Consider the following 21403-nt stretch of genomic DNA (forward strand, 5'->3'; position numbering starts at 1 on the left):
TCCCATTAAAAGGAATAACCGGTGCGATACAGAATTGTTCATAGGGATTACAACCAATAGGAAGGGATTGTTGATATGAACGCGTATAACTCGGCTTCAGACATTGCAAACCCAAGTACAGGTCACTTGCTTTCCGATATTCCGGCACATGATCCGTTTATAGTAGCGGATAAGACTGCGGAAACCTATTATTTGTATACCGGCGGAGGCCCGAGAATTCATGGGATGGACCGTTATGGCGTACTCGCTTATAAAAGCAAGGATCTCGTCAGCTGGGAAGGTCCGTACGTGGTGTTTACGATTCCGGACGGAATATGGGCGAATCCAAAGCATGGCGCGTGGGCGCCGGAGGTTCATGCCTATAACGGCCGGTATTATCTCTTTGTTACTTTACATAATAACGACAAGAAGCTCGAAGGACAGGGGAACGGCGGTTATCCGCTTCAATGGCGCGGGTCCGTTATCGCTGTTTCCGATTCACTGGAAGGACCATTCGAGATCATTAAGCGGAATGCTCCGGTTCCGCCGGAAGAGCATATGACGCTGGACGGCTCCTTGTATATAGACGAAGAAGGAACGCCTTGGATGGTCTATTGTCATGAGTGGGTGCAGACGGCGGACGGAACCGTTGAAGCGGTTCGGTTAACCGATGATCTGTCCGACCGGGCATCGGATCCTATTCATTTATTTAACGGCTCGGAAGCTCCATGGGATAATGGCGAGCATAAAGAAGACGGTTCAAGTTCCGTCTATGTGACGGACGGCTGTCAGTTGTACCGAACGAAGGACAACCGCCTCGTCATGTTATGGTCGACTTACGATAAAGGCAGCTACGTCCAGACAATTGCAAGGTCGACAACCGGCAAGCTGGAAGGACCGTGGGAGCAGCTGGAGCCGCTTGTCTTTGATGACAGCGGTCATGGCATGTTCTTCCAGACTTTTGACGGGGAATGGAAGCTGATTCTCCACTCTCCGTTCAAGATGCCCGATTCCCGCTGCAAGCTGTATGATGCGGTGGATGACGGGGATTCGTTCCGGATCAAACAATCATAAAATAATTCCATTCCTAAAAACGCCTGCTATCGAGTGAAATCGAAGCAGGCGTTTTTTTTTGTTCCACCCCAATCATGCGCTTTTTCGACAATTATCAAGAAAATGCGTCTTCCAATGTCGAGCGTTCATTAGGCTGATTAGCATATTGGAAAATACCGTTTGTCCTAGAATAATGGTGGATATGGATTCAGACTCTAATCGTCATCGGGGGATAAGATATGATCGCAAGCTATTGGAACAGGGTTAGGCTCTTGCACAAGCTCATCGTCATTGTCATTTTGTTTCTAATCTTTCCCGTTTTGATCATCGGTTATTATTTGTTCTCGGCCAGCCTGTCGCTTGCCCAGAAGGAAGGACGTGAGATGCTGGAGGAAGTCGTGTATCAGCTGAACGAGAATATCGAATACCGAATCATTGGCTATCAGAATATCCTGATGCAGTTGTCGCTTGATTCCGGAATTACGACCACGCTTACGCAAAACTATCAGTCACTCGAAGAAGAAGTGATGGGTCTCCAGCAAATGAATGCGGCGGTAAACCGGATCAGGTCCTATTTTCCGATGAAGACTATCCAATTCTATAAGACAAATGCTACCCTGCACGAGGATGGCGGAACGGTACTTAATCTGCAGAGAGCGGAGAAGGAAGAATGGTATTCCGATATGAAGGAAGCGAACCAGTCCTTCTACTGGCATTTCAACTGGAAGGATGATTATTCCGAGCCTACGCTGTATATCAGTAAATGGCTCGTGGATTATTTATCGAATGAGAAATACGGATTCATCCATGTTGAAGTGACAAACCGGGCGTTGTTTGATCAAGTTACAAATCCGTTGGCAAGCAAAAAAGGCGGATTTATCGTTCTGGACGATAAGGGGAAAGTACTGGCGGATTATCTGAATGAACAAGGCAAGGAGGACAGTCTGCAGCCCGCATACCTGAGCAAGGTTTACGAGGCAAAGCATGGTTGGTACCGGGCGAAAATAAACGGGTCGAAGAGCCTTGTCGTTTACGAGACGAATAGTCTCGGGTGGAAGGTCGTGACCGTCGTGAGCCAGGAGGAATTATGGCAGAAGCTTCAATTGGTCAAGAAAGCGGCAGTAGCTGTCAGCATTTTGTTCGTTGTTTTAACTGTCACCGTGCTTGCCGGTTTCGGATTAAGAACAACCAAGAGACTTAATTTCCTTATCCGAAGCATGAGAAGGGTACGAAGTGGCGATATGGGCTTAACGATCAAGGTACATAGCAAGGATGAGCTGGCCGATCTTGAAGAGGAGTTCAATAACATGTCTATTCGCCTGGAGCAATCGCTCGGAGACATTTCCGAGGCGAGGAGCCGGGCCGAAAGGGAGAAGCTGAATTTACTTCAAGCTCAGATTAATCCCCATTTTCTGTATAACACGCTTGCCCTGGTCAAGAGCATGGCGATGGACGTCGGATCCTCCGAAATTAGCCGTACGGTTGACGACCTAGCCAGGTTTTTCAGGCTAGCCTTGAATCGAGGGGTCGACATTTTATCATTCTCGGAAGAACTGGAGCATGTCAAAGCATATTTGGAGATTCATAAATCGCGATATCCCGGAAGGCTAAACGTTGTATTTGAATTGGAGGAGGAGACGCTTTTTTGCCACATCGTGAAAATCACGCTGCAGCCCATTGTGGAGAATGCTTTGCTTCATGCCTTCGTCCATACAGGAGGTCGCGGCTGCTTAACGTTATCCGCTTCCATGATTCGGAATACGTTATGCGTCACGATAGCCGATAACGGATCAGGCATGGAGAGTGAACAGCTGGAGCGCTTGTTGAGCAATGCGAATGGAGCCAATGACAACGGCGGATTCGGAGTTTACAACGTGAACGAACGTTTAAAGCGCCACTATGGTGAAGCTTTTTATATGGATATTCAAAGCGCGCCGGGAGAAGGAACCAAGGTATGCTTGCATATTCCGCAAGATAGAAACCATCGCACAGAAGCTAGTTAAATGGGGGGATCATCTTGATTAACGTATTTGTAGTCGACGACGAGGAACGGCAGCGCCGCTCCATTGTAAAGCATGTGGCGTGGGAGCAATACCAAATGCGCGTAACCGGTGACTGGGAAGGCGCGGATGAAGCAATAGAAGGAGCTATGCGGAATGCTCCCGATTTGCTGATTACGGACATTCGCCTGCTCGGCATAGACGGCCTTGAGCTGTCATCCCGCATGAGAAAAATCAATCCGGGTGTTCGCATAATTATGGTCACGGGCTATGAGGAGTTTCAATATGCCAAAACGGCTCTGGATATCGGCGTGGATGCTTTTCTCGTTAAACCGGTCATATTCGAGGAACTGCATGCGATACTGGAGCGAATCTGCCGGGAAGAGCAATCAAAGAGGCTTAGGAGCAGGGAAGAGCTGCAAATGAAGGAGCAGATCGAGGTCTATAAGCCGATTGCGCAGGAGCAATTGCTCCAAGAAATATTGCATGGACTTATTGTTGGCGAGGAGGCGATCCGCAAGAGAGCAATGGCATTTGAGCTGTTCATCGCTGAGGGGCATCGGCGTGTTCTGACAATAAACGATCCATCCGGCCGAGTAGAAGTTATAGCGGTGGAGGATGAGGTGAGCCGTAACAGGAATTTGCTAAAAGAAGCGGCAGAGGCAGCTTTTGGTTCCAATCTGGAGTTAATGACAACATCGCAGCGTGGCAACTTGATCCTTATTTTGCGAAATAATACGGAACTAGACAAATTCGAGCAGGAAACTACCCGAAGCATTGAGCGGCTTTGCGCGGAGATGGAAAGGTGGGATAGCTGTAATTCCCGAATTGGAATCGGACCGCCTGTCGCGGAGGTGAATCAATTAAGCGAGAGTTTTCGTCTCGCCCAAAGAGCGGCGAATTTACAGCTTTTCGGCGGGGAAGAGAGAGTATATTGCTGGAAGCAGCTATTGGAGCAAGGAGCAGGCAGGGTGAAGAGCCTGGAAGAATTAACGGCTGATTTGATAGAGATGCTTGGGGCTGGAGATATTCAGAACAGCTTAAGCCTGCTGGGAGAGCTGCTTAGCACAATTACAGGGAATCTGCAGATGCATGGCGCGGAATTAAGAAGCTTCTGCATGCATCTTACCAGCAGGGCTTACCAAGTTGCCTCGGATATTGGCGAAGCAAACCGTCAGTTCGGTTCAGAGCAAAAGTTATGGGAACAGCTTCTCTTATGCCGGGAGGAGCGTGAGCTGCTGCAGGAAACCATTCGGATTATAAAAGAAATCAGCGAGTTTATCGCGGACCGGAGAATGAGTCACGCTCAGATCGTCGTACAGAAAGCGATTGAATATATGTGTGCGCATTATAAGGAGAATTTATCGCTTCGTTCTGTTGCGGAGTCGGTATTTTTAAGCCCCAATTATTTGGGTGCTCTCTTCAGAACCGAGCTGGGTGAATCCTTCACCGATCAATTAATACGAATTCGTATTCAGAGAGCCAAGGACATGCTGAAGAATCCTGAATTTAAGCTGTACGAAGTTGCGGATCAAATCGGTTATCAGAACATGGGCTATTTTACCGGTTTATTCAAGAGGATGACTGGTCTCAGCCCGAAAGAGTACCGGGATCTTCACGGTTACTCCCGAATCGTGCGAGAACAGAATTAATAGCGTCTCAGGATAATTGTAAGCGCTTTAGCCTTTCTCTATAGTTTTAGTAGGAAGGGAAATAGGAAGAGAGAGAGGAGATGAACCCATGAACCGCCTGTGGATGATCAAGCAAAAGGGCTACCTGCCGCTGTACGTCATTTTGCTGCCCGGCATCGCGTTAGTCGTTTTGTTTAATTACATTCCGATGTTGGGACTTCAAATCGCGTTTCGGGATTACGGCTTCAGCGGCGGCATCTGGAATAGTCCGTGGATTGGCCTGCAAAACTTTAAAGAGTTTGCGGCGAGTCATGACTTCTGGAAAGCGACGGGCAATACGCTATTGCTCACCTTTCTTCGGTTGCTGTTTGTTTTTCCAACCACAATCGTTTTTGCTTTGCTTATCAACGAAGTTAGAGCCGTCCGTTTTAAGCGAATGGTGCAATCGCTCAGTTATCTACCGCATTTTGTATCGTGGATCGTCGTAATTGGATTTCTGGATGCTTTCTTGTCCATCGACGGAGGCGGCGCCAATTCCCTGCTGCGAACCTTCGGAATGGATCCGGTCGCTTTTATGGGCTCGGAGACTTGGTTTCGTCCCATCTTTGTCGCAAGCAGCATGTGGAAGGAAATTGGCTGGGGAACGATTCTTTATTTGGCCGCTATTTCAGGCATTAATCCAGTGCTTTACGAGGCGGCTGTCATGGATGGGGCAGGACGTTTCGCTCAGATGCGCTACATCACTATTCCCGGTATCGTACCGATCATATCCATCGTACTCATTCTAACCGTTCCGAGCTTGCTTAGCGTCGGAATCGACCAAATCTACGCCATGATTAATCCGGCCAATATGGGAGTTGCGGAAGTTATTGATACGTATGTGCTTCGTCTTGGTATCGGACAAGCTCAATATTCCGAGACAACGGCTATTGGACTCGTTATGAGCATTATCTCGACGGTGCTGCTCATCGTGTGCAATATGTTATCCAAGCGTATGGGCGGAGACAGCTTATGGTAGAAAGGGTGAAGATAGAGAGATGGAACGGTCAACATTTGGAGAAAGGGCTTTTACGATAGGAAATGCGGTTCTCTTGACCATCTTTGCATTCCTATGCGTTTATCCGTTCTGGTACATTCTGATTCTCTCCCTTAACGAAGGAAGAGACGCCGGCATGGGCGGCATTTACTGGCTGCCTCGAGTATTTACCTTGGATAATTACCGCGTCATGTTATCCGATATTACCATCCTGAATGCCTTCTGGATTACGGTGCAGCGTACCATTATCGGTACAGCGGGCTCTCTTCTGATAACCTCATTCGTAGCTTTTTCTTTGTCCCGCAGAGAATTACCCGGCAGGCAGAAACTTCTCTTCGTTTTTCTGATAGTCATGCTGTTCAGCGGGGGGCTTATTCCTTATTACATTCAGTTAATGAACCTGCATTTGATCAACAGCTTCTGGGTATACGTCATTCCATCGTTGTTCAGCGTCTGGAATATGTTCGTGATGAAAACCTCGTTCCAGAACACGATTCCGGAAAGCGTCGTAGAGTCGGTCAAGCTTGACGGCGGAGGGTATCTGCGAATTTATTTCCATATCGTGCTTCCGTTCTCCATGCCGTTATTTGCGGCGCTTGGCTTATTCACTGCCGTGGGGCAATGGAACGATTGGTTCACGGGAGCTTTTTTCGTTAACGATATTCAACTTCAGCCGCTTCCAACCTATCTGCAGCGCATGCTCAGCACCATTGAAGCCAGTCAAGTCATAAGCTCGAGTCAGATGACAACCATGAATCAGACCCGTCTATACAATCCGGATGCGATTACGCCCAAGTCGGTTCGAATGGCAACGATTATGATTACCGTTCTACCTATTCTCGTTGTTTATCCGTTTGTTCAACGGTTCTTCGTAAAAGGCGTATTAATCGGTTCCGTCAAAGAGTAGCGATTCAAGCAACTTATTCCGATAGGGGGACATTCCTGATGAATAAAAGATGGAAGAATAGCGGTATATTGACGCTTGTTATTACGGTAAATGCGATGTTGGCTGCGGGCTGCACGATAAGTAGCGGCGGCGGGAATCCAAACAGCGAACAGAAGGGGGACTCTGCCTCCCCGGTTCAAGAAACGCACTACAGCTTGTATGCTCCCGCAATGACTACGCCAATTAATCTTGATGGGCCAATAACGCAAGAGGTTATGAAAAGAACCGGCGTGCAATGGGATAAAGTCGAGATCGGCAACGGAGGTGACTTGTCGCAGCAAATTAACCTCAAGCTTGCGGGCGGCAGTTTTCCCGATGCCATTATTTTGCCATCCGATAGTCTCGTCTGGTCGCGGCTGATTAATGAGAAGAAGCTGCTTCCGCTCGATGATTACTTCAATAAGCCGGAGGAATACCCGAATCTGGCCAAGATCGATAAGCGGATAATCGATTACTGGCGTGCAAGCGACGGTCATATCTACTTCGTCCCTTCCGCGTACGAGCCCGTCATCGATAATCCGTCAGCGTGGCAGGGCAATGCGCAAGGGTTATGGGTTCAGAATACGATTCTGGACAAAGCGGGCATGACGTCGGATGATCTCAAGACGCTGGACGGTTTCGAGAAATATCTAAATGCTGTCAAAGGCCTAAAGGATGAGCAAGGACGGAATTTGATTCCGTTGTCGCTTGGCGGTGAGAACTTTGCGGGACTTGAAATCGTTATGTCCATGTTTGGCGTTCGAAGCGAGGGCAACGGATACAACGAGCAGCCGGACGGAACGGTTATTCCGGATTACGAGATGCCCGGCTTCAAGGATGCTTTTGAATGGCTTAATCATCTCAATCAGCAAGGGCTGATCGACCCGGAGACTTCCTTCCAGAAGAAGGATTTATTCAAGGAGAAAGTCAATAATCTGCGCTTTGGCGCCATGCTGTTCGGCGGATGGGACAATCCTAACGTAACGACGCTGAAGAACAATAACATCCCTGAAGCGATTACTTATAACGAGCTCAAGAAACAGGGCTTCCCGGACGGTTGGTTCTATCCGACGGAGCTTCCGGCAATTCCAAATGTAAAGCTGGCCCAATACGCAAACTATAATCCGTTCGGCACGAACGGAACGGGGCTGAGCACGGCGATTAAAGATCCGGACCGGTTAATGAAGGGGATTGACTGGATGCAGACCAATGAAGCCTTTGTCCTCATGGAGTATGGTCCGGAGAGTATGGGCGCTTACAAAATGGAGGATGGGGCAGCCGTCGAGAATTACGAGGTGTTCCGCGGACCTAAATTCTGGGGCGGCGATAACGGAGGAATGGCCAGCGTTACGCAATACGGATTCTGGTGGTGGAAAAACCTTGCGAGCGTAGGCAGCTCTCATATCAAAACAATGGAATCGCCTTGGCCCGCTTATAATGCCATGCTGTATGAGGCGGAGGAAATCAATCATAAGCAAGGGGCGTTTGGATTGACGCCAAAAGCAGCCCGCATTAAGCCGACGATTGGCGGAACCGTAGAGAAATACGGCCCGGTACAAGGGGATATTCGTTTGAAATATTACGCGAAGATGCTGCTGGCTAAGAGCGATAAGGATTTTGAGACGGCGTACAATCAATTTCTGGACGAGATGAAGGTGCGCGGTCACGACGAAGAGACGACAGCCGAGTTTAACCAAGCTTATCAGGCTTACAGCGAAACACCGGCTGGCAAAATTACCGTTGAGATTACAAAGACGCTTCCGCGTAATGTCTATAGCGACGTCCCGGCTATTATAGGGGAGTAATAAATGGAGAGTGACGTTATGAATCAGGCTAATCGGGTAAATATCATTAATTTCATCCGAGGCGTAGAGCCAAGAGATCCTATTGATCTAATTGAGCCGGTCAGGGAGCAAATGTCTCTCGTGCAGAAGCATGGTTTACCTGCAACATGGCTGCTTCAGTACGATGCGCTGGTCAACCCTGACTTTACGGAGCTGCTTCTTAGCGAAGCGGACGAACGGCAGGAGATCGGAGTATGGCTTGAGGTCGTTCAACCGTTGGCGGAAAAGGCGGGTATTCCGTGGAGGGGACGTTATGCCTGGGATTGGCATGCGCATATTGCTTTCACCGTAGGTTACACGCCATCGGAACGGGAAAAGCTTGCGGATGTGCTGATGGAGGACTTTCATGCTAAGTTTGGCTATTACCCGAGATCGGTTGGCTCCTGGTTTCTCGATGCGCATGTTCTGGGCTACTTATCGGATAAATACGGGATAATCGCCTCATGCAACTGCAAAGATCAATGGGGCACTGATGGATACACCTTATGGGGCGGTTATTATAATCAGGCCTATTATCCGAGTCGTCTGAATGGCTTTATGCCGGCACAGACGCAGGAGCTGCAGATTCCGGTTCCCGTATTCCGGATGCTGGGCAGCGATCCAATCTATCAATATGATGCCAGACTTGGGGGGAACGGGCAAAGCGTCATTACTTTGGAGCCCGTCTATTCCGGGGCCGAAGGCGGAGGAGGGATTCCCGAATGGGTCCGATGGTTCTTCGACGTTAACTTCAGACAGGAACAGGTATCCTTTGGTTATGCACAGGTCGGGCAGGAGAATTCATTCGGATGGGCATTAATGAAGGATGGTCTGATTGACCAAATCGAGCAGCTGGCCTCACGCCAGCAAGAAGGGGAAGTTCGTGCGGAGACACTTGCCGAATCCGGCCGGCGGTTCAAGGAACAATATCCCCTCACGCCGGCTTCCTCCATAAGCGCGCTTTCGGATTGGAGAAGCGAAGGCCGTCAATCTGTCTGGTATTACAATCGTTATTACCGGTTTAACCTGCTCAACAATAACGGAGAACTGTGGATTCGGGATATACACCTTTTCGACGAGCGTTACGCAGAACGGTATTTAGAGGATATCTGTCCCGATAAATTCAGTCATTACGATACGCTGCCGGTAGTGGACGGCGCCCGCTGGGGCAAAGGCAGCAAGCCTGCCGGGCTCCGGCCCGTTGCTTTCAACAGCGATGGTCATGCCGTACCGCTGACCGTTCAAGCCATGGAAACGGATGAATCCGTGCCGGAAGAGCTTGAAATCCTGATTCGTCTGGAAGGGGAAGAGACGATCGTCATCCGCTGCTCGGAACGGAAAATCAGTTTCTCCTTCAGCCGCCCGGATTGGGGAATGCAAATGGTGTGGGAAGACTCGGATGAATTGCCGGATATTACTCTTGGTTTAGACGGGATCCGGTATGAATTCAACGGGCATCCTTACACGGTTCAGTTTATCGGAACGGAGCCTCCGGCTTTTTTGTCCGGCGATCTAACGGAAGCAACAGGAGGCATCGCTTGCCGGGCTTTAGAAAACGAAATTATTTTACGATTCTAGCATCGCGATATTGCCGGGGGGTAACCCCGGTTTTTTTCTTGAACAGACGGTAGAAGAATTTCATGTCCGCATAACCGACGGCACCCGCGATATCTTCAACGCTGCTATGACGGGTGGTCAAGAGGCGGCATGCCGCATCCATACGGATGCTCTGTACGTATTCGATCAGGCTCATCCCGGTATGCCGGCGGAATAAGCGGCTGAACTGCCTTTCGCTAAGCTTGGCTTGGGCAGCGAGTTCGCCTAGCTTAAGCTCGGACGCGTAATTACGGTCAATAAAAGCAATGGCTTCGTCTACGCTTAACCACTGAGGCCGGTCTCCGGCCGGGGCAATAATCTGCAGCTTGTGCCGATAGAGGCCGGTTAATATCCGCATAACAAGAGAGGCAAGCACAGCCATATAAGCTGGCGGTTTGGCGGCAAACTCCTGATAGAGCTCGCGGAACATCGCATGATACTCTCCCGTGGAATCCTTGACAGAGAACCAGGATAAACCCTCATCCGCGAAACAATCCAAAATCTCCGTGGCATAAGGGAAACCATCCCGCAATTCACTCAAATAGGAAGCCGGCAGCAAGCAGTTGTAGACGATTAGAGGCCGGTCTTTCTTAGGCGTTTTTGGCCGGAATACGTGGCTTTGCCCGACGGGAATAAAAAATAACGTCCCATGCTCAACCGGTACGGCTTCGCCGGCAATATAATGAATGCCTGCACCTTCGCTGACATACGTAATCTCTACGAATTCATGCGAATGCTCACCCATATCAAAGCTTTCGTAAGCGCGGTTTACATAGAGAGGTACGCCGGGCTCGAAAAAAGACGATGCCGACATGACATAGGTGCTTCGTTTTATGCTCATCGTCCATACTCCTTCCAACGGGACTAAAACCATATATCTTTATCGTACGAAACCGTTTGCAAGATGTCCAGATCCACCTATGAAAATGTCCGGATCATCCCCTGATTGTCGTTCTCTCTTGCCATACAATCAAGTTAATGATTAGCATACAAGATTATCGGAAGGGGAAATTCATATATGACTTTGTTGCAAGTAAACCATTTGCGTTGTGAATATCAGCAAAATCCAAACGGACTCGGAGCTTTATCGCCGCGTATCAGCTGGCAGCTTCAATCGGATGACGTTCATGTGATGCAGCTCGCTTATCAGATCCAAGTATCCTGCGGATTGGAAGGATTTGATGAGCTTGAGCTGGTATGGGATACCGGCCGCGTGGAATCGGAGCAGTCGACCCTGATCGAATACGGCGGGCAGCCGCTGCATGCGCGAGGCCGTTACTACTATCGGGTGAAAGTATGGGATAACAAAGGCAACGAATCGGAATGGAGTAAGACTGCTCATTGGGAAATGGGACTTCTCCAAACCGCGGACTGGACGGCATCTTGGATTACGCCCGAAGCAAACTCTATCAATCCGCAGTCGGAAGAAATTTTTATGCTCCGCAAAAGTTTTGCGGCACGCAGCAACATCAGCCGCGCAACCTTGTATGCGACTGCGCTCGGACTATACGAAGTGGAGCTAAATGGCAAGCGGGTTGGCGATTGGGAGTATACGCCGGGCTGGACGAGTTATTCCAGCAGACTCCAGGTGCAGGCCTATGATGTAACGCAGCAGCTTGCAGCGGGAAGCAACGCAATCGGAGCTTCTTTAGCGAACGGATGGTACAAAGGCGACTTGGCTTGGAACAATCAGAAAAGCATTTACGGCAATATCCGTGCTGTGCTCCTTCAGCTTCATATCGACTATGACGACGGAACATCGGAAGTAATCGCCAGCGACACGTCTTGGCGTGCGGCTACCGGTCCAATCCTCATGTCGGAGTTGTATCATGGAGAAACCTATGATGCCCGGTTGGAAATTAAGGGTTGGTCGGAGCCAGACTTCGACGATCAGAGCTGGGCCGGTGTAACGGAGCTTGCCCAATCGAAGGATATCCTGGTCATGCAGGAAAACGAGCCTGTCCGCATAACCGAAAAGCTGAAGCCTGTCGCTCTTATTCATACCCCTTCCGGCGAAACGGTGCTGGATATGGGCCAGAACATGGTCGGACGCCTTCATTTCCGCATCGAGCTGCCGGCAGGTACGGAGCTGTCGATCCGGCATGCCGAGGTACTGGACCGGGAAGGCAACTTCTATATCGGCAATCTTCGCAAAGCGAAGCAGACGGTCCGATATATTTGCAAAGGCGGGGAAGAGGAATACGAGCCGCATTTCTCGTTCCAAGGCTTCCGTTATGTGAAAATTGAAGGCTGGCCGCAGGATGCCGCGCTTAACCTGGATCAATTCACCGGACATGTCCTTCATACGGATATGGAGGCTTCGGGTGCTTTCGAGTGCTCTCATCCTCTATTAAACAAGCTTCAGCAAAATATTATCTGGGGACAACGCGGCAATTTCCTCGATGTTCCGACGGACTGTCCGCAGCGCGATGAACGGCTTGGCTGGACGGGCGACGCTCAGGTCTTTATCCGTACGGCTGCATTCAATTACGGCGTGGCTCCGTTTTTCGCCAAATGGCTGCGCGACTTGAAGGCAGACCAACGCAGTGACGGGGGAGTGCCGTTTGTTATCCCTCATGTGCTGGACGAGAATTCTCATTCTTCCGCAGCTTGGGGCGATGCCGCGGTCATCTGTCCTTGGACGATGTACCTCAGTTACGGAGATAAGCGCGTGCTTGAAGAGCAGTATGACAGCATGAAGGCATGGGTGGAGTACATTCGCAAGCAAGGCAGCGACGAATATCTATGGAATACCGGCTTCCACTTCGGTGATTGGCTGGGCTTAGACGCCAAAGAAGGGGATTATGTAGGAGCAACGCCTAGAGATCTGATCGCAACCTGCTATTATGCCTATTCCACGGAGCTGTTCGTCAAAACCGCCGAAGTGCTTGGCCGAACGGACGATGCGGAGCATTACCGCGAGCTGTACAATCAGATTGCAGCAGCCTTCGAACGCGAATTCCTTACGCCTAACGGAAGGCTTGCCGCCCATACGCAGACCGCTCACGTTCTGCCGCTGATGTTCGGACTTGTCAAAGGCTCGGTGCGTGACCGGCTGGCCAAAACGCTGGCAGACTACGTAACGGAGCAAAAGTTCCATCTGACGACCGGCTTTGTAGGGACGCCTTACCTGAGCCATGTGTTGTCCGAAAACGGCTATCACGATGTGGCGGTTAAGCTGGTGCAGCAGGAGGACTACCCATCCTGGCTTTATTCGATTCACCAAGGGGCAACAACGATTTGGGAGCATTGGGACGGCATTAAAGCGGATGGTTCCTTCTGGAGCGACGATATGAATTCCTATAATCATTACGCTTACGGATCTATTGGGGAATGGCTGTACAGGGTTGTAGCCGGACTTGACCTGGATGAGTCGCAGCCGGGCTATAAGCATATTATTTTCCGTCCGCGCACGGATTCCGGTCTTACTTACGCCAAAGCCTCCTATAAATCCGTTTATGGATTGATCCGCAGCGGATGGAATACAAGCGTAGACGGGGCAGTGAGCTATGAGTTTGAGCTTCCTCCTAACACGACTGCGGAAGTGAGATTGCAAGGTGCCTTGCCTGATGCCATCTCGGTCAATGGCGCCGATCTTCGCTCGGCTTCCGGCGTTATTGATTTCCGGGAAGAAGGCGGATTGCTTGTGCTGTCCCTCGGGTCAGGCATCTACCGTGTTCATGCCGCAGCCAAAGTAACCGTTTGAGAAAAAACAAAACCGTTCCCTATTTCCGGGAACGGTTTTTTCATGTAAAAATCAGCCTTTCTGAGCATGGATTTGCTTGGCAACGCGTTCCCCTAATTCGGTTGAAGCTTTGCTTAAATAACCGAGTACAATGGCTTGGGTTTCCTCGCATGCCGCGGAGAGATCACCGGCCAGATTTTTGACGAGATGTTCCTTCTGTACCGGCTGCAGACAATCGTAATATTGACCCGCTTGCGTGAAATCATCGGACTTTGGAATTTCGGACCTCACAAGATGCCCTTCTACATACCGGCCATTGCCGCTGGTCTGCATGGAGCCCGGAGTCCAGTTCGCCTGATGATTGACCGGTACCTTGCGGAAATCCGGCCCGATCCGGTGACGCTGCGAATCTGCGTATATATTCGAACGTCCTTGCAGCATTTTATCATCCGACAGCTCGGCGCCATCCAGCAGATTGGAAGGAGAGAAGGCAAGCTTCTCCACCTGCTCCTGATAATCGTCCGGATTCTGGTTCAAGACAAGCTTGCCGACCGGCAGGAGCGGGAACTGATCCTCATCCCAAATTTTCGTATCGTCGAGCGGATCGTAAGGAAGGCTGGCCTCATCCGCAGGATCCATTAGTTGAACGTATAAGCCGTACTCTACCGTTTTTCCGCAGGCAAGCGTATCGTACAGATCCTGGCCCGCGTAATCCGGATTTTTGCAGCTTAGTTCTGCAGATTCCTCGGCGTCAATGGTCTGGACACCGGCATAGGGAATCCAGTGGTATTTAACGTAGGTGCAAACCCCTTGCGCATTTCTCCAGACGTACGTATTTACGCTATGCCCGGGGATGTGGCGAAGACTCTTGACCGTCCCGGCATCGGAATACAACCATACGATAAAGTGAGTGGATTCAGGCGCTCTTGCGATAAAGCTCCAGAACCTCTCGGGGTCAATTAAATTATTGATAGGCGAAGGCAAGAACGCCTGTATGGACTCCGGAAAACGAATAGGGTCTCTGATCAGAAAGACGGGAATATGATTGAAAACCAGGTCGAAGACACCTTCGTCGGTATAAAATTTGGTCGCGAATCCGCGTACATTGCGGGATGTATCCGGGGTTCCCTTATTGCTGACCGCAAGGGAGAACCTGACGGTTACGGGAACTTGATAGCCTGGTTGCTGCAAGAAGCAGAGCTTCGTATGCGCAGCCATGGAATGTACGGTCTGAAAGTAGCCAAATGCTCCCCAGCCTTTGACATGAACGGGTCTTTCGAGAATTTTATTATGTATAAAGGTCTCCATTGTCTCATGCAGCACGCTATCTTGTTCGAGAATGGGGCCGCGGGCGCCTACGGTTTGCGAATGGAGAGCGGCCGGACTGTCAATTGCGCTCCATTGCGACGGTGATAAGCCATGGTGATGCTCTTTTTTAGCTGGCTTCTGCGCAGGCATCGGGGCATTATTCTCCGAAAAACCTTGATTATTGTCCATCTATATACCTCCATAATCAATCTCTTGCCACCTTTATGTCTATTCTCGTTACCGAAGTAAAATGCGTCTGCAATATTGTCTATTCTCCGCTCCTATCGGACGGAGGCCGGATGGAAGATTTTTTTCTCCCCATTCGGGCATTAATACTCCCGGGATATGTTATGATTGGACAACAAGCGGAAAGGCTTATATGGAGGTAATAGATAAATATGGCGAAAGCAAAGGTGCCAAAGCGTCCTACAAGGGACGAATTTGTATTAGAAGAGATAGGGAATCAGTTAAGCGAAGCTTTCTATGAAACATCTACGATTGTTCTCACCGTATGGGGCAGGGAGGAACCTGTTCAAGGCGTTATTACGGCGATGGATTCAAGGACAGGCAAAGTTCATGTCGAGACGTCATCGGGATTGGACAAGGTCCCGTTTATGGATATTATGAATGTCAGCTATTCAAGGAATTAAAAAGGAGCTTGTTAAGCATTGGATGATAAAGACGCGGTTATTCTGCAATACATAGCCGAGGAACAAAGCTTGACCAAAGCGGCGGAAAAGCTCTATATGACGCAGCCTGCCTTAACATACCGGATTCAGCAGATGGAGCGGGAATTCGGCGTTCCGCTTATTGTTAAGCATACCAAAGGAACGTATTTGACGCCGGAAGGCGAGGCGCTGGCCTCCTTTGCCAAGAAGATGCGCGAAGAGATGGTTGCGATGAAAGATTATCTGCTCAACATGAGGAGTCTCGTAAAAGGAACGCTACGTCTTGGAGTAGCCAGCTATTACGGCTTATACAAGCTGCCGCCTCTGCTTGGAAAGTTCAAGGATCTGTATCCGGAGGTGCAATTCCATGTGACTTGCGCATTAAGCTCAGAGATCATTGACTTGTTAACTGAACAGGAAATTCATATAGGGATCGTACGCGGGAATTACCAGTGGCAGGAAGCGAAGGAGCTGCTTCATGATGAGCCCATCTGCCTGATTTCCCGTGAACCAATCGAGCTTGATCGGCTTCCGGAGCTGCCGCATATCCATTACAGCGAACCCAAGTCCAAGACGGTACGCGCAACCGCGTCCACATTGGGACATACCATTCAGAAGTGGTGGCATGAGCATTATCAAGTACCTCCAGTTATAGCCATGCAGGTTGACGCTTACGAGACTTGCAAGGAAATGGTCAAGCAAGGACTCGGCTATTCCATTGTACCAGGCGTATTTGTGTCACCGGAGGACGGTTTGCATTCGCTGGAATTAACGCTGAAGAATGGAGAGCCAATCCGCAGAAATACATGGATGTTATACCGAAATCAGACGCGCGAGCTGGCAATCGTGGATAGATTCGTTGATTTTATGACAAACGAGCATATACGCACATGAAGTCCTGCATGAAAGCATGCAGGGCTTTTTTATTTTCCCACGACCCATAAAAAAAGTTATGCGCTTCCCCAAAAAACAATTAATTGTACTTATCAGGCAGGTTTCCTTATTATTTGATACATATTGATGCATAAATATACGGCTATTTCAGGATAGGTGGGAACGATTTGATGAGCAACAAAGAATCCAAACGACGGATTGCACAGGCGGTAGATTCGCGTGATGCGCAGCTGCGTGAGCTGTCTCTTCGCATTCATGCGAATCCGGAGCTTAGCTTTCACGAGCATAAAGCGCAGCAATGGCTAACGGAGCCGCTGATTGAAGCGGGTTTTGCGGTGGAAAAGGGGATTTCGGGTCTTGAGACTTCGTTCCGCGCAACTTGGGAAGGGACAACAGGCGGACCAACGATAGCGCTGCTGGCCGAATACGATGCGCTTCCGGGACTTGGCCATGGCTGCGGCCACAGCTTAATCGGAACGGCGGCGGTTGGCGCAGCACTCGCGCTTAAAAGTACTTTCCCGGAGCTGCCCGGCAAAATCATCGTGCTGGGCACGCCAGCCGAAGAGGAAGGCGGAGGCAAGATCATCATGTGCAACGACGGTGTATTTGACGATGTTGACGCGGCCATGATGGTGCATCCTCAGAATAAAACGATGGTGCTGCGGGGCGCTCTTGCATGCGTGGATGCTACGTTTACTTTCCACGGAAGACAAGCTCATGCGTCCTCTTCGCCGGAAAAAGGAATCAGCGCCCTGGATGCGCTTGTGAACGCCTATGCGGCAATCAACTCCTTGCGCCAGTTTATGAAGGAGGATGTCCGGATCCACGGTATTATTACGAAGGGCGGAGACGCGCCTAACGTTGTGCCCGAGCTGACCGAAATGGTGTTTATTTTGCGAGCGTCCACCGTGCAGGAGCTAGAGACGGTCAGGGAAAAGGTATACCGCGCTGTCCGCTGCGCAGCAGAAGGCGTAGGGGCAGCGGTCGACATCAAGGAAGGTCTGATTTATGCCGAGCGGAACAATAATAAAGCATTAGCAGGCTTATTCGCCCGCAATCTGGAGGAAGAGCTTGGCCTTGAGGTAAACGACCCTCCGCTGAAGGGCGGCGTTGGTTCCTCCGACATTGGCAACGTCAGTCAAATGACGGCTGTTATCCATCCTTATATCCGGCTTGGAGAAGCAACGACGCATACGCCGGAATTCGCTCGTCTTGCCGGTTCGGAGGAAGGAATGATTCTACTGAACAATGCGGCGAAAGCTCTGGCTATGACCGCTTATGATCTTTGTTCGGACCGTGACGCATTAAGGCTCGTCCGTTCAGAGTTCGAAGAGTGGAGCAATTCTAAAAATGGGGGATAAAACAATGAAAGACCCGACTAAATCGACATCCCGGCAATGGTTTAAAATGCCTCATACGTATGTCATTCTTATTTTTCTCGTATTTGTTGCAGCCGCATTGACTTACGTGGTCCCGGCAGGCGAATTCGAACGGGCCGAAGATCAGGCAACCGGCAAAACGCTGGTTGTGCCGAATTCCTATCATGAAGCGGATGCCAGCCCGGTAAGCTTGGTAAGCATCCCTAAAGCTATCGTACACGGACTTGTTGATTCCGCTGACGTCGTCTTTTTCATCCTTATTATCGGCGGTACGTTCGAGATCATTTCCTCTACGGGGACAATCGAGGCTATTACGGGCAGGGTTGCTAAAAACTTCGCCAATAAAGGCAGATGGGTCATCCCGATCTTTATTATGCTGTTCTCGGTTGCCGGATTTACGATGGGCATGTCGACGGAGGTTATGGTATTCGTGCCAATCGGAATTGCCGTTGCAAGAGCTCTAGGCTTTGATGCGCTTACCGGAACAGCGATGGTCTCGCTTGGTGCCGCAAGCGGTTTTACGGCCGGCATTCTGAATCCGTTTAACGTAGGACTAGCGCAAGCCATTGCCGAGGTTCCGTTATTCTCGGGCGCATGGCTGCGGATTATCCTTCTCCTCTGCCTCATCACGGTAACAAGCTTGTATATCGTCCGTTATGCCGGCAAGGTTCGTTCGAATCCGGAGAAAAGCCTCGTCAGCGAGCTTGAAAAGGAAGTCGAGACGAAGGAGCTTGATCTGAACAAGCTTCCCCGCATGCAGCTTAAGCATTATCTGACTTTGGCGGTTGTCATCGCTGGCTTTGCTACTCTGATCTGGGGAGTATCGAAGAAGGACTGGTGGATGGAGGAGCTTGCCGCCTTGTTCTTGACGATGGGCGTCGTCTGCGGCTTTTGCGCGGGATATGGACCAAGCCGGATTGCTTCGGAATTCGTAAAAGGCGCAAAGGCGATTACTTACGGAGCGTTAATTATCGGTTTTGCCCGCGGTATTATGGTTGTATTGGATCAAGGCAGCGTTATCGATTCCATCGTATATGGCTTGTCCACATTGGTAGGCGAGCTGCCTGGTCCGGTGCAGGTGCTTGGCATGTACTTGTTCCAGAACGTCATGAACATCTTTATTACATCGGGAACCGGGATGGCCGTAACCACGATGCCAATCATGGTGCCGCTAGCGGATCTCATTGGAGTGACGCGCCAGACAACCGTACTTGCCTTCCAGCTTGGCGACGGCTTCTCGAATATGATCCTGCCAACATCTTCGGCACTGATGGGAAGTCTGGCGGTATCCGGCATTCCGTATCAGAAGTGGGTTAAATTCTTCTGGCCGCTGATGTGCATGTGGATTGTAATCGGAGCGGTTCTGATGGTTATTGCCCATATGATTAATTATTAAACGTGAAACGTGCCGTCCTTTTGGACGTGCACGTTTTTCTTTTTGGCTCAGGGGGGAATTGCCGTACCGGTGAAGAATAAGTTACCTGAAACTGTTTTGCCGATTATTGTGACCGCTTTCACAACTGCTTTATTTCAATCACTCACTTTCCAGGAGGACATTATGAAAATCCAAAGCTATGAATTGTTCCAAGTTCCGCCGCGTTGGCTGTTCCTGAAGATTGAAACGGATGAAGGAATTACGGGATGGGGCGAACCTATCGTAGAAGGACGCGCCGAAACGGTAAAAGCTTGCGTTCACGAGCTGATGGAATATTTGATCGGTAAAGATCCGATGCGGATTGAAGATCATTGGTCGATGATGTATCGTTCGGGATTTTACCGGGGAGGTCCAATTCTGATGAGCGCAATCTCCGGAATCGACCAAGCCCTGTGGGATATAAAAGGGAAATTCTATAACGCTCCAATTTATCAACTACTGGGCGGTGCCTGTCGCGACACGATGCGCGTATACTCCTGGATTGGCGGTGATCGGCCTGCCGAGGTGGCTGAGGAAGCGAGGAGAATCGTTGCCGCCGGATTTACCGCAGTGAAGATGAATGGTACGGAAGAGCTTCAATATATTGATTCTTATGACAAAATCGATGAAGCCGTTGCCCGCATTGCTGCGGTACGGGATGCTGTTGGTTCATCCATCGGGATCGGAATCGACTTCCATGGGCGTGTCCATAAGCCAATGGCCAAGATTTTGGCGAAGGAACTTGAGCCGTACCGTCCGATGTTTATCGAGGAGCCGGTATTGCCGGAAAATAATGAAGCTCTAAAGGAGCTCACCAAGCATACGTCGATTCCGATTGCAACCGGCGAGCGGATGTTCTCGCGTTGGGACTTCAAGCAGCTGTTAAGCGATGGGGCAGTGGATATTATCCAGCCGGATCTGTCCCATGCAGGCGGAATTACCGAATGCAAAAAGATCGCATCGATGGCGGAAGCCTACGATGTGGCGCTTGCGCCTCACTGTCCGCTTGGACCAATCGCGCTGGCCGCTTGTCTGCAGGTTGATGCAACCTCCCATAATGCGTTTATTCAAGAGCAAAGCCTTGGCATTCATTATAACGAGACCGGTGATCTGCTTGACTATCTGACGGATCCGGCCGTATTCGAATATCAAGATGGTCATGTGACCATCCCGCAAGGTCCGGGTCTGGGCATTGAAATTAACGAGGAGCATGTAAGACAAATGGCTGCAGTCGGACATAACTGGAGAAATCCGGTGTGGCGCCACAAAGACGGCAGCATTGCGGAGTGGTAGAGACAGGAGCCTGTTATGTATAAAGCTATTATTTTCGATTTGGACAATACCTTACTGGACTATACCTATAGCGAAGCAGAATGCATGAGGCGGACGGTCAGGGAACATAACCTGAACCTGGATGATGAAGCGAGCTGGAATAAATTTTGGCCAGCGTACTTGGGACATAACTTCAAGCATTGGATGGACTTTGTTCATAAGCGGGGATCTCATCAAACGATCGAAGACGTGCTTATTCATTCGTTCCGCGATACGATTATCCTTCATGATTCTGCCTACGAGAAGCTCTCCGCTACTTATTGGAATCACTTTTGCCATACTTGTTATTTCGAGCCTGGTGCGGAAGAAGTGCTTCAACAGGTTCATGCGACGCATAAGCTGGGCATTATCTCAAATGGACTAGGCTTGGCACAACGGAAGAGACTTGCTGCCGGACAAATCTACGAAAAATTTCATTCCATCATCGTCTCTGATGAAGCGGGCGTACGGAAACCGGGGAAAGAAATCTTTGAACTATCTCTAGAGGAGTTAAAGCTGTCAAATCGCGAGGTTCTCTTCGTGGGAGATTCGTTAAACGACGATTACCACGGAGCCCAAAACGCTGGAATCGACTTCTGCTTCTATAATCGCAGGGCAGTATCCTTCTCGGACGAGATAAAACCCACTTATACAATAGGGACGTTAAAGGATCTCATTCCGGTAATTAAAAGATAGGGGTA

Annotated in this window: 16 protein-coding genes; 14 read left to right on the forward strand and 2 right to left on the reverse strand. The window is 49.9% G+C overall.

Going from position 1 to position 21403, the window contains the following annotated elements; translation table 11 throughout:
- The first annotated feature begins 75 nt into the window (after nt 1-75).
- The 7 genes from PJDR2_RS15065 (at nt 76) to PJDR2_RS15095 (ending at nt 10025) form a co-directional block, all read left to right on the forward strand.
- Entirely contained in the window at nt 76-1053 is a 978-nt protein-coding gene (locus PJDR2_RS15065; RefSeq protein WP_015844568.1) for a glycoside hydrolase family 43 protein, read from the forward strand.
- 218 nt (nt 1054-1271) lie between these two features.
- A complete protein-coding gene (locus PJDR2_RS15070) occupies nt 1272-3035 on the forward strand; it encodes a sensor histidine kinase (protein ID WP_015844569.1) in 1764 nt (587 codons plus the stop codon).
- A 14-nt stretch (nt 3036-3049) separates the two neighbouring features.
- Nucleotides 3050-4684: a response regulator gene (locus PJDR2_RS15075; RefSeq protein WP_015844570.1), complete on the forward strand. Its 1635-nt coding sequence runs from the start codon at nt 3050-3052 to the stop codon at nt 4682-4684.
- Nucleotides 4685-4772: 88 nt separating this feature from the next.
- Entirely contained in the window at nt 4773-5681 is a 909-nt protein-coding gene (locus PJDR2_RS15080) for an ABC transporter permease (protein WP_015844571.1), read from the forward strand.
- Between the two features lie 19 nt (nt 5682-5700).
- Nucleotides 5701-6606, forward strand: coding sequence for a carbohydrate ABC transporter permease (locus PJDR2_RS15085; protein ID WP_015844572.1), 906 nt, complete (start codon nt 5701-5703; stop codon nt 6604-6606).
- A gap of 38 nt (nt 6607-6644) precedes the next feature.
- Nucleotides 6645-8429, forward strand: a complete 1785-nt coding sequence (locus PJDR2_RS15090; RefSeq protein WP_015844573.1) for an extracellular solute-binding protein — start codon at nt 6645-6647, stop codon at nt 8427-8429.
- Nucleotides 8430-8447: 18 nt separating this feature from the next.
- Nucleotides 8448-10025, forward strand: coding sequence for a hypothetical protein (locus PJDR2_RS15095; RefSeq protein WP_150106490.1), 1578 nt, complete (start codon nt 8448-8450; stop codon nt 10023-10025).
- Here the strand turns inward: PJDR2_RS15095 and PJDR2_RS15100 are convergent.
- Entirely contained in the window at nt 10009-10884 is an 876-nt protein-coding gene (locus PJDR2_RS15100) for an AraC family transcriptional regulator (protein ID WP_015844575.1), read from the reverse strand. The two genes, PJDR2_RS15095 and PJDR2_RS15100, sit on opposite strands and share 17 nt — an antisense overlap.
- 177 nt (nt 10885-11061) lie before the next feature.
- Here PJDR2_RS15100 and PJDR2_RS15105 point away from each other — a divergent pair, with 177 nt between their 5' ends.
- A complete protein-coding gene (locus PJDR2_RS15105) occupies nt 11062-13749 on the forward strand; it encodes an alpha-L-rhamnosidase (RefSeq protein ID WP_015844576.1) in 2688 nt (895 codons plus the stop codon).
- A gap of 51 nt (nt 13750-13800) precedes the next feature.
- Here the strand turns inward: PJDR2_RS15105 and PJDR2_RS15110 are convergent, their stop codons facing one another.
- Nucleotides 13801-15225 carry a catalase gene (locus PJDR2_RS15110; RefSeq protein ID WP_015844577.1) on the reverse strand — a complete coding sequence of 475 codons (1425 nt, stop codon included), beginning with the start codon at nt 15223-15225 and terminating at the stop codon, nt 13801-13803.
- Between the two features lie 209 nt (nt 15226-15434).
- Between PJDR2_RS15110 and PJDR2_RS15115 the strand changes: the two genes are divergently transcribed.
- From PJDR2_RS15115 to PJDR2_RS15140, 6 genes are all read left to right on the forward strand, one after another.
- Complete coding sequence (locus tag PJDR2_RS15115) at nt 15435-15686, forward strand: YolD-like family protein (protein ID WP_015844578.1); 252 nt, start codon at nt 15435-15437, stop codon at nt 15684-15686.
- An 18-nt stretch (nt 15687-15704) separates the two neighbouring features.
- Nucleotides 15705-16598 carry a LysR family transcriptional regulator gene (locus tag PJDR2_RS15120; RefSeq protein WP_015844579.1) on the forward strand — a complete coding sequence of 298 codons (894 nt, stop codon included), beginning with the start codon at nt 15705-15707 and terminating at the stop codon, nt 16596-16598.
- A 170-nt stretch (nt 16599-16768) separates the two neighbouring features.
- Nucleotides 16769-17959 (forward strand): M20 family metallopeptidase, encoded by a 1191-nt coding sequence (locus tag PJDR2_RS15125; RefSeq protein ID WP_015844580.1) that lies wholly within the window; start codon nt 16769-16771, stop codon nt 17957-17959.
- Nucleotides 17960-17963: 4 nt separating this feature from the next.
- Nucleotides 17964-19373 (forward strand): YfcC family protein, encoded by a 1410-nt coding sequence (locus PJDR2_RS15130; protein ID WP_015844581.1) that lies wholly within the window; start codon nt 17964-17966, stop codon nt 19371-19373.
- Between the two features lie 162 nt (nt 19374-19535).
- The gene (gene dgoD, locus PJDR2_RS15135; protein WP_015844582.1) at nt 19536-20684 is read left to right on the forward strand and encodes a galactonate dehydratase; all 1149 of its coding nucleotides are present in this window, start codon (nt 19536-19538) and stop codon (nt 20682-20684) included.
- Nucleotides 20685-20699: 15 nt separating this feature from the next.
- The gene (locus PJDR2_RS15140; RefSeq protein WP_015844583.1) at nt 20700-21398 is read left to right on the forward strand and encodes an HAD family hydrolase; all 699 of its coding nucleotides are present in this window, start codon (nt 20700-20702) and stop codon (nt 21396-21398) included.
- The last annotated feature ends 5 nt before the right edge of the window (nt 21399-21403 follow it).

Origin of the sequence: Paenibacillus sp. JDR-2 (assembly GCF_000023585.1) — a bacterium.
GTDB lineage: Bacteria > Bacillota > Bacilli > Paenibacillales > Paenibacillaceae > Pristimantibacillus.

Excerpts from the sequence above, each read along its gene's own strand:
- PJDR2_RS15065 (WP_015844568.1), top strand. The coding sequence starts at position 76 with ATGAACGCGTATAACTCGGCTTCAGACATTGCAAACCCAAGTACAGGT.
- PJDR2_RS15070 (WP_015844569.1), top strand. The coding sequence starts at position 1,272 with ATGATCGCAAGCTATTGGAACAGGGTTAGGCTCTTGCACAAGCTCATC.
- PJDR2_RS15080 (WP_015844571.1), top strand. The coding sequence starts at position 4,773 with ATGAACCGCCTGTGGATGATCAAGCAAAAGGGCTACCTGCCGCTGTAC.
- PJDR2_RS15085 (WP_015844572.1), top strand. The coding sequence starts at position 5,701 with ATGGAACGGTCAACATTTGGAGAAAGGGCTTTTACGATAGGAAATGCG.
- PJDR2_RS15090 (WP_015844573.1), top strand. The coding sequence starts at position 6,645 with ATGAATAAAAGATGGAAGAATAGCGGTATATTGACGCTTGTTATTACG.
- PJDR2_RS15095 (WP_150106490.1), top strand. The coding sequence starts at position 8,448 with ATGAATCAGGCTAATCGGGTAAATATCATTAATTTCATCCGAGGCGTA.
- PJDR2_RS15100 (WP_015844575.1), bottom strand. The coding sequence starts at position 10,884 with ATGAGCATAAAACGAAGCACCTATGTCATGTCGGCATCGTCTTTTTTC.
- PJDR2_RS15105 (WP_015844576.1), top strand. The coding sequence starts at position 11,062 with ATGACTTTGTTGCAAGTAAACCATTTGCGTTGTGAATATCAGCAAAAT.
- PJDR2_RS15110 (WP_015844577.1), bottom strand. The coding sequence starts at position 15,225 with ATGGACAATAATCAAGGTTTTTCGGAGAATAATGCCCCGATGCCTGCG.
- PJDR2_RS15115 (WP_015844578.1), top strand. The coding sequence starts at position 15,435 with ATGGCGAAAGCAAAGGTGCCAAAGCGTCCTACAAGGGACGAATTTGTA.
- PJDR2_RS15125 (WP_015844580.1), top strand. The coding sequence starts at position 16,769 with ATGAGCAACAAAGAATCCAAACGACGGATTGCACAGGCGGTAGATTCG.
- PJDR2_RS15130 (WP_015844581.1), top strand. The coding sequence starts at position 17,964 with ATGAAAGACCCGACTAAATCGACATCCCGGCAATGGTTTAAAATGCCT.
- dgoD (WP_015844582.1), top strand. The coding sequence starts at position 19,536 with ATGAAAATCCAAAGCTATGAATTGTTCCAAGTTCCGCCGCGTTGGCTG.
- PJDR2_RS15140 (WP_015844583.1), top strand. The coding sequence starts at position 20,700 with ATGTATAAAGCTATTATTTTCGATTTGGACAATACCTTACTGGACTAT.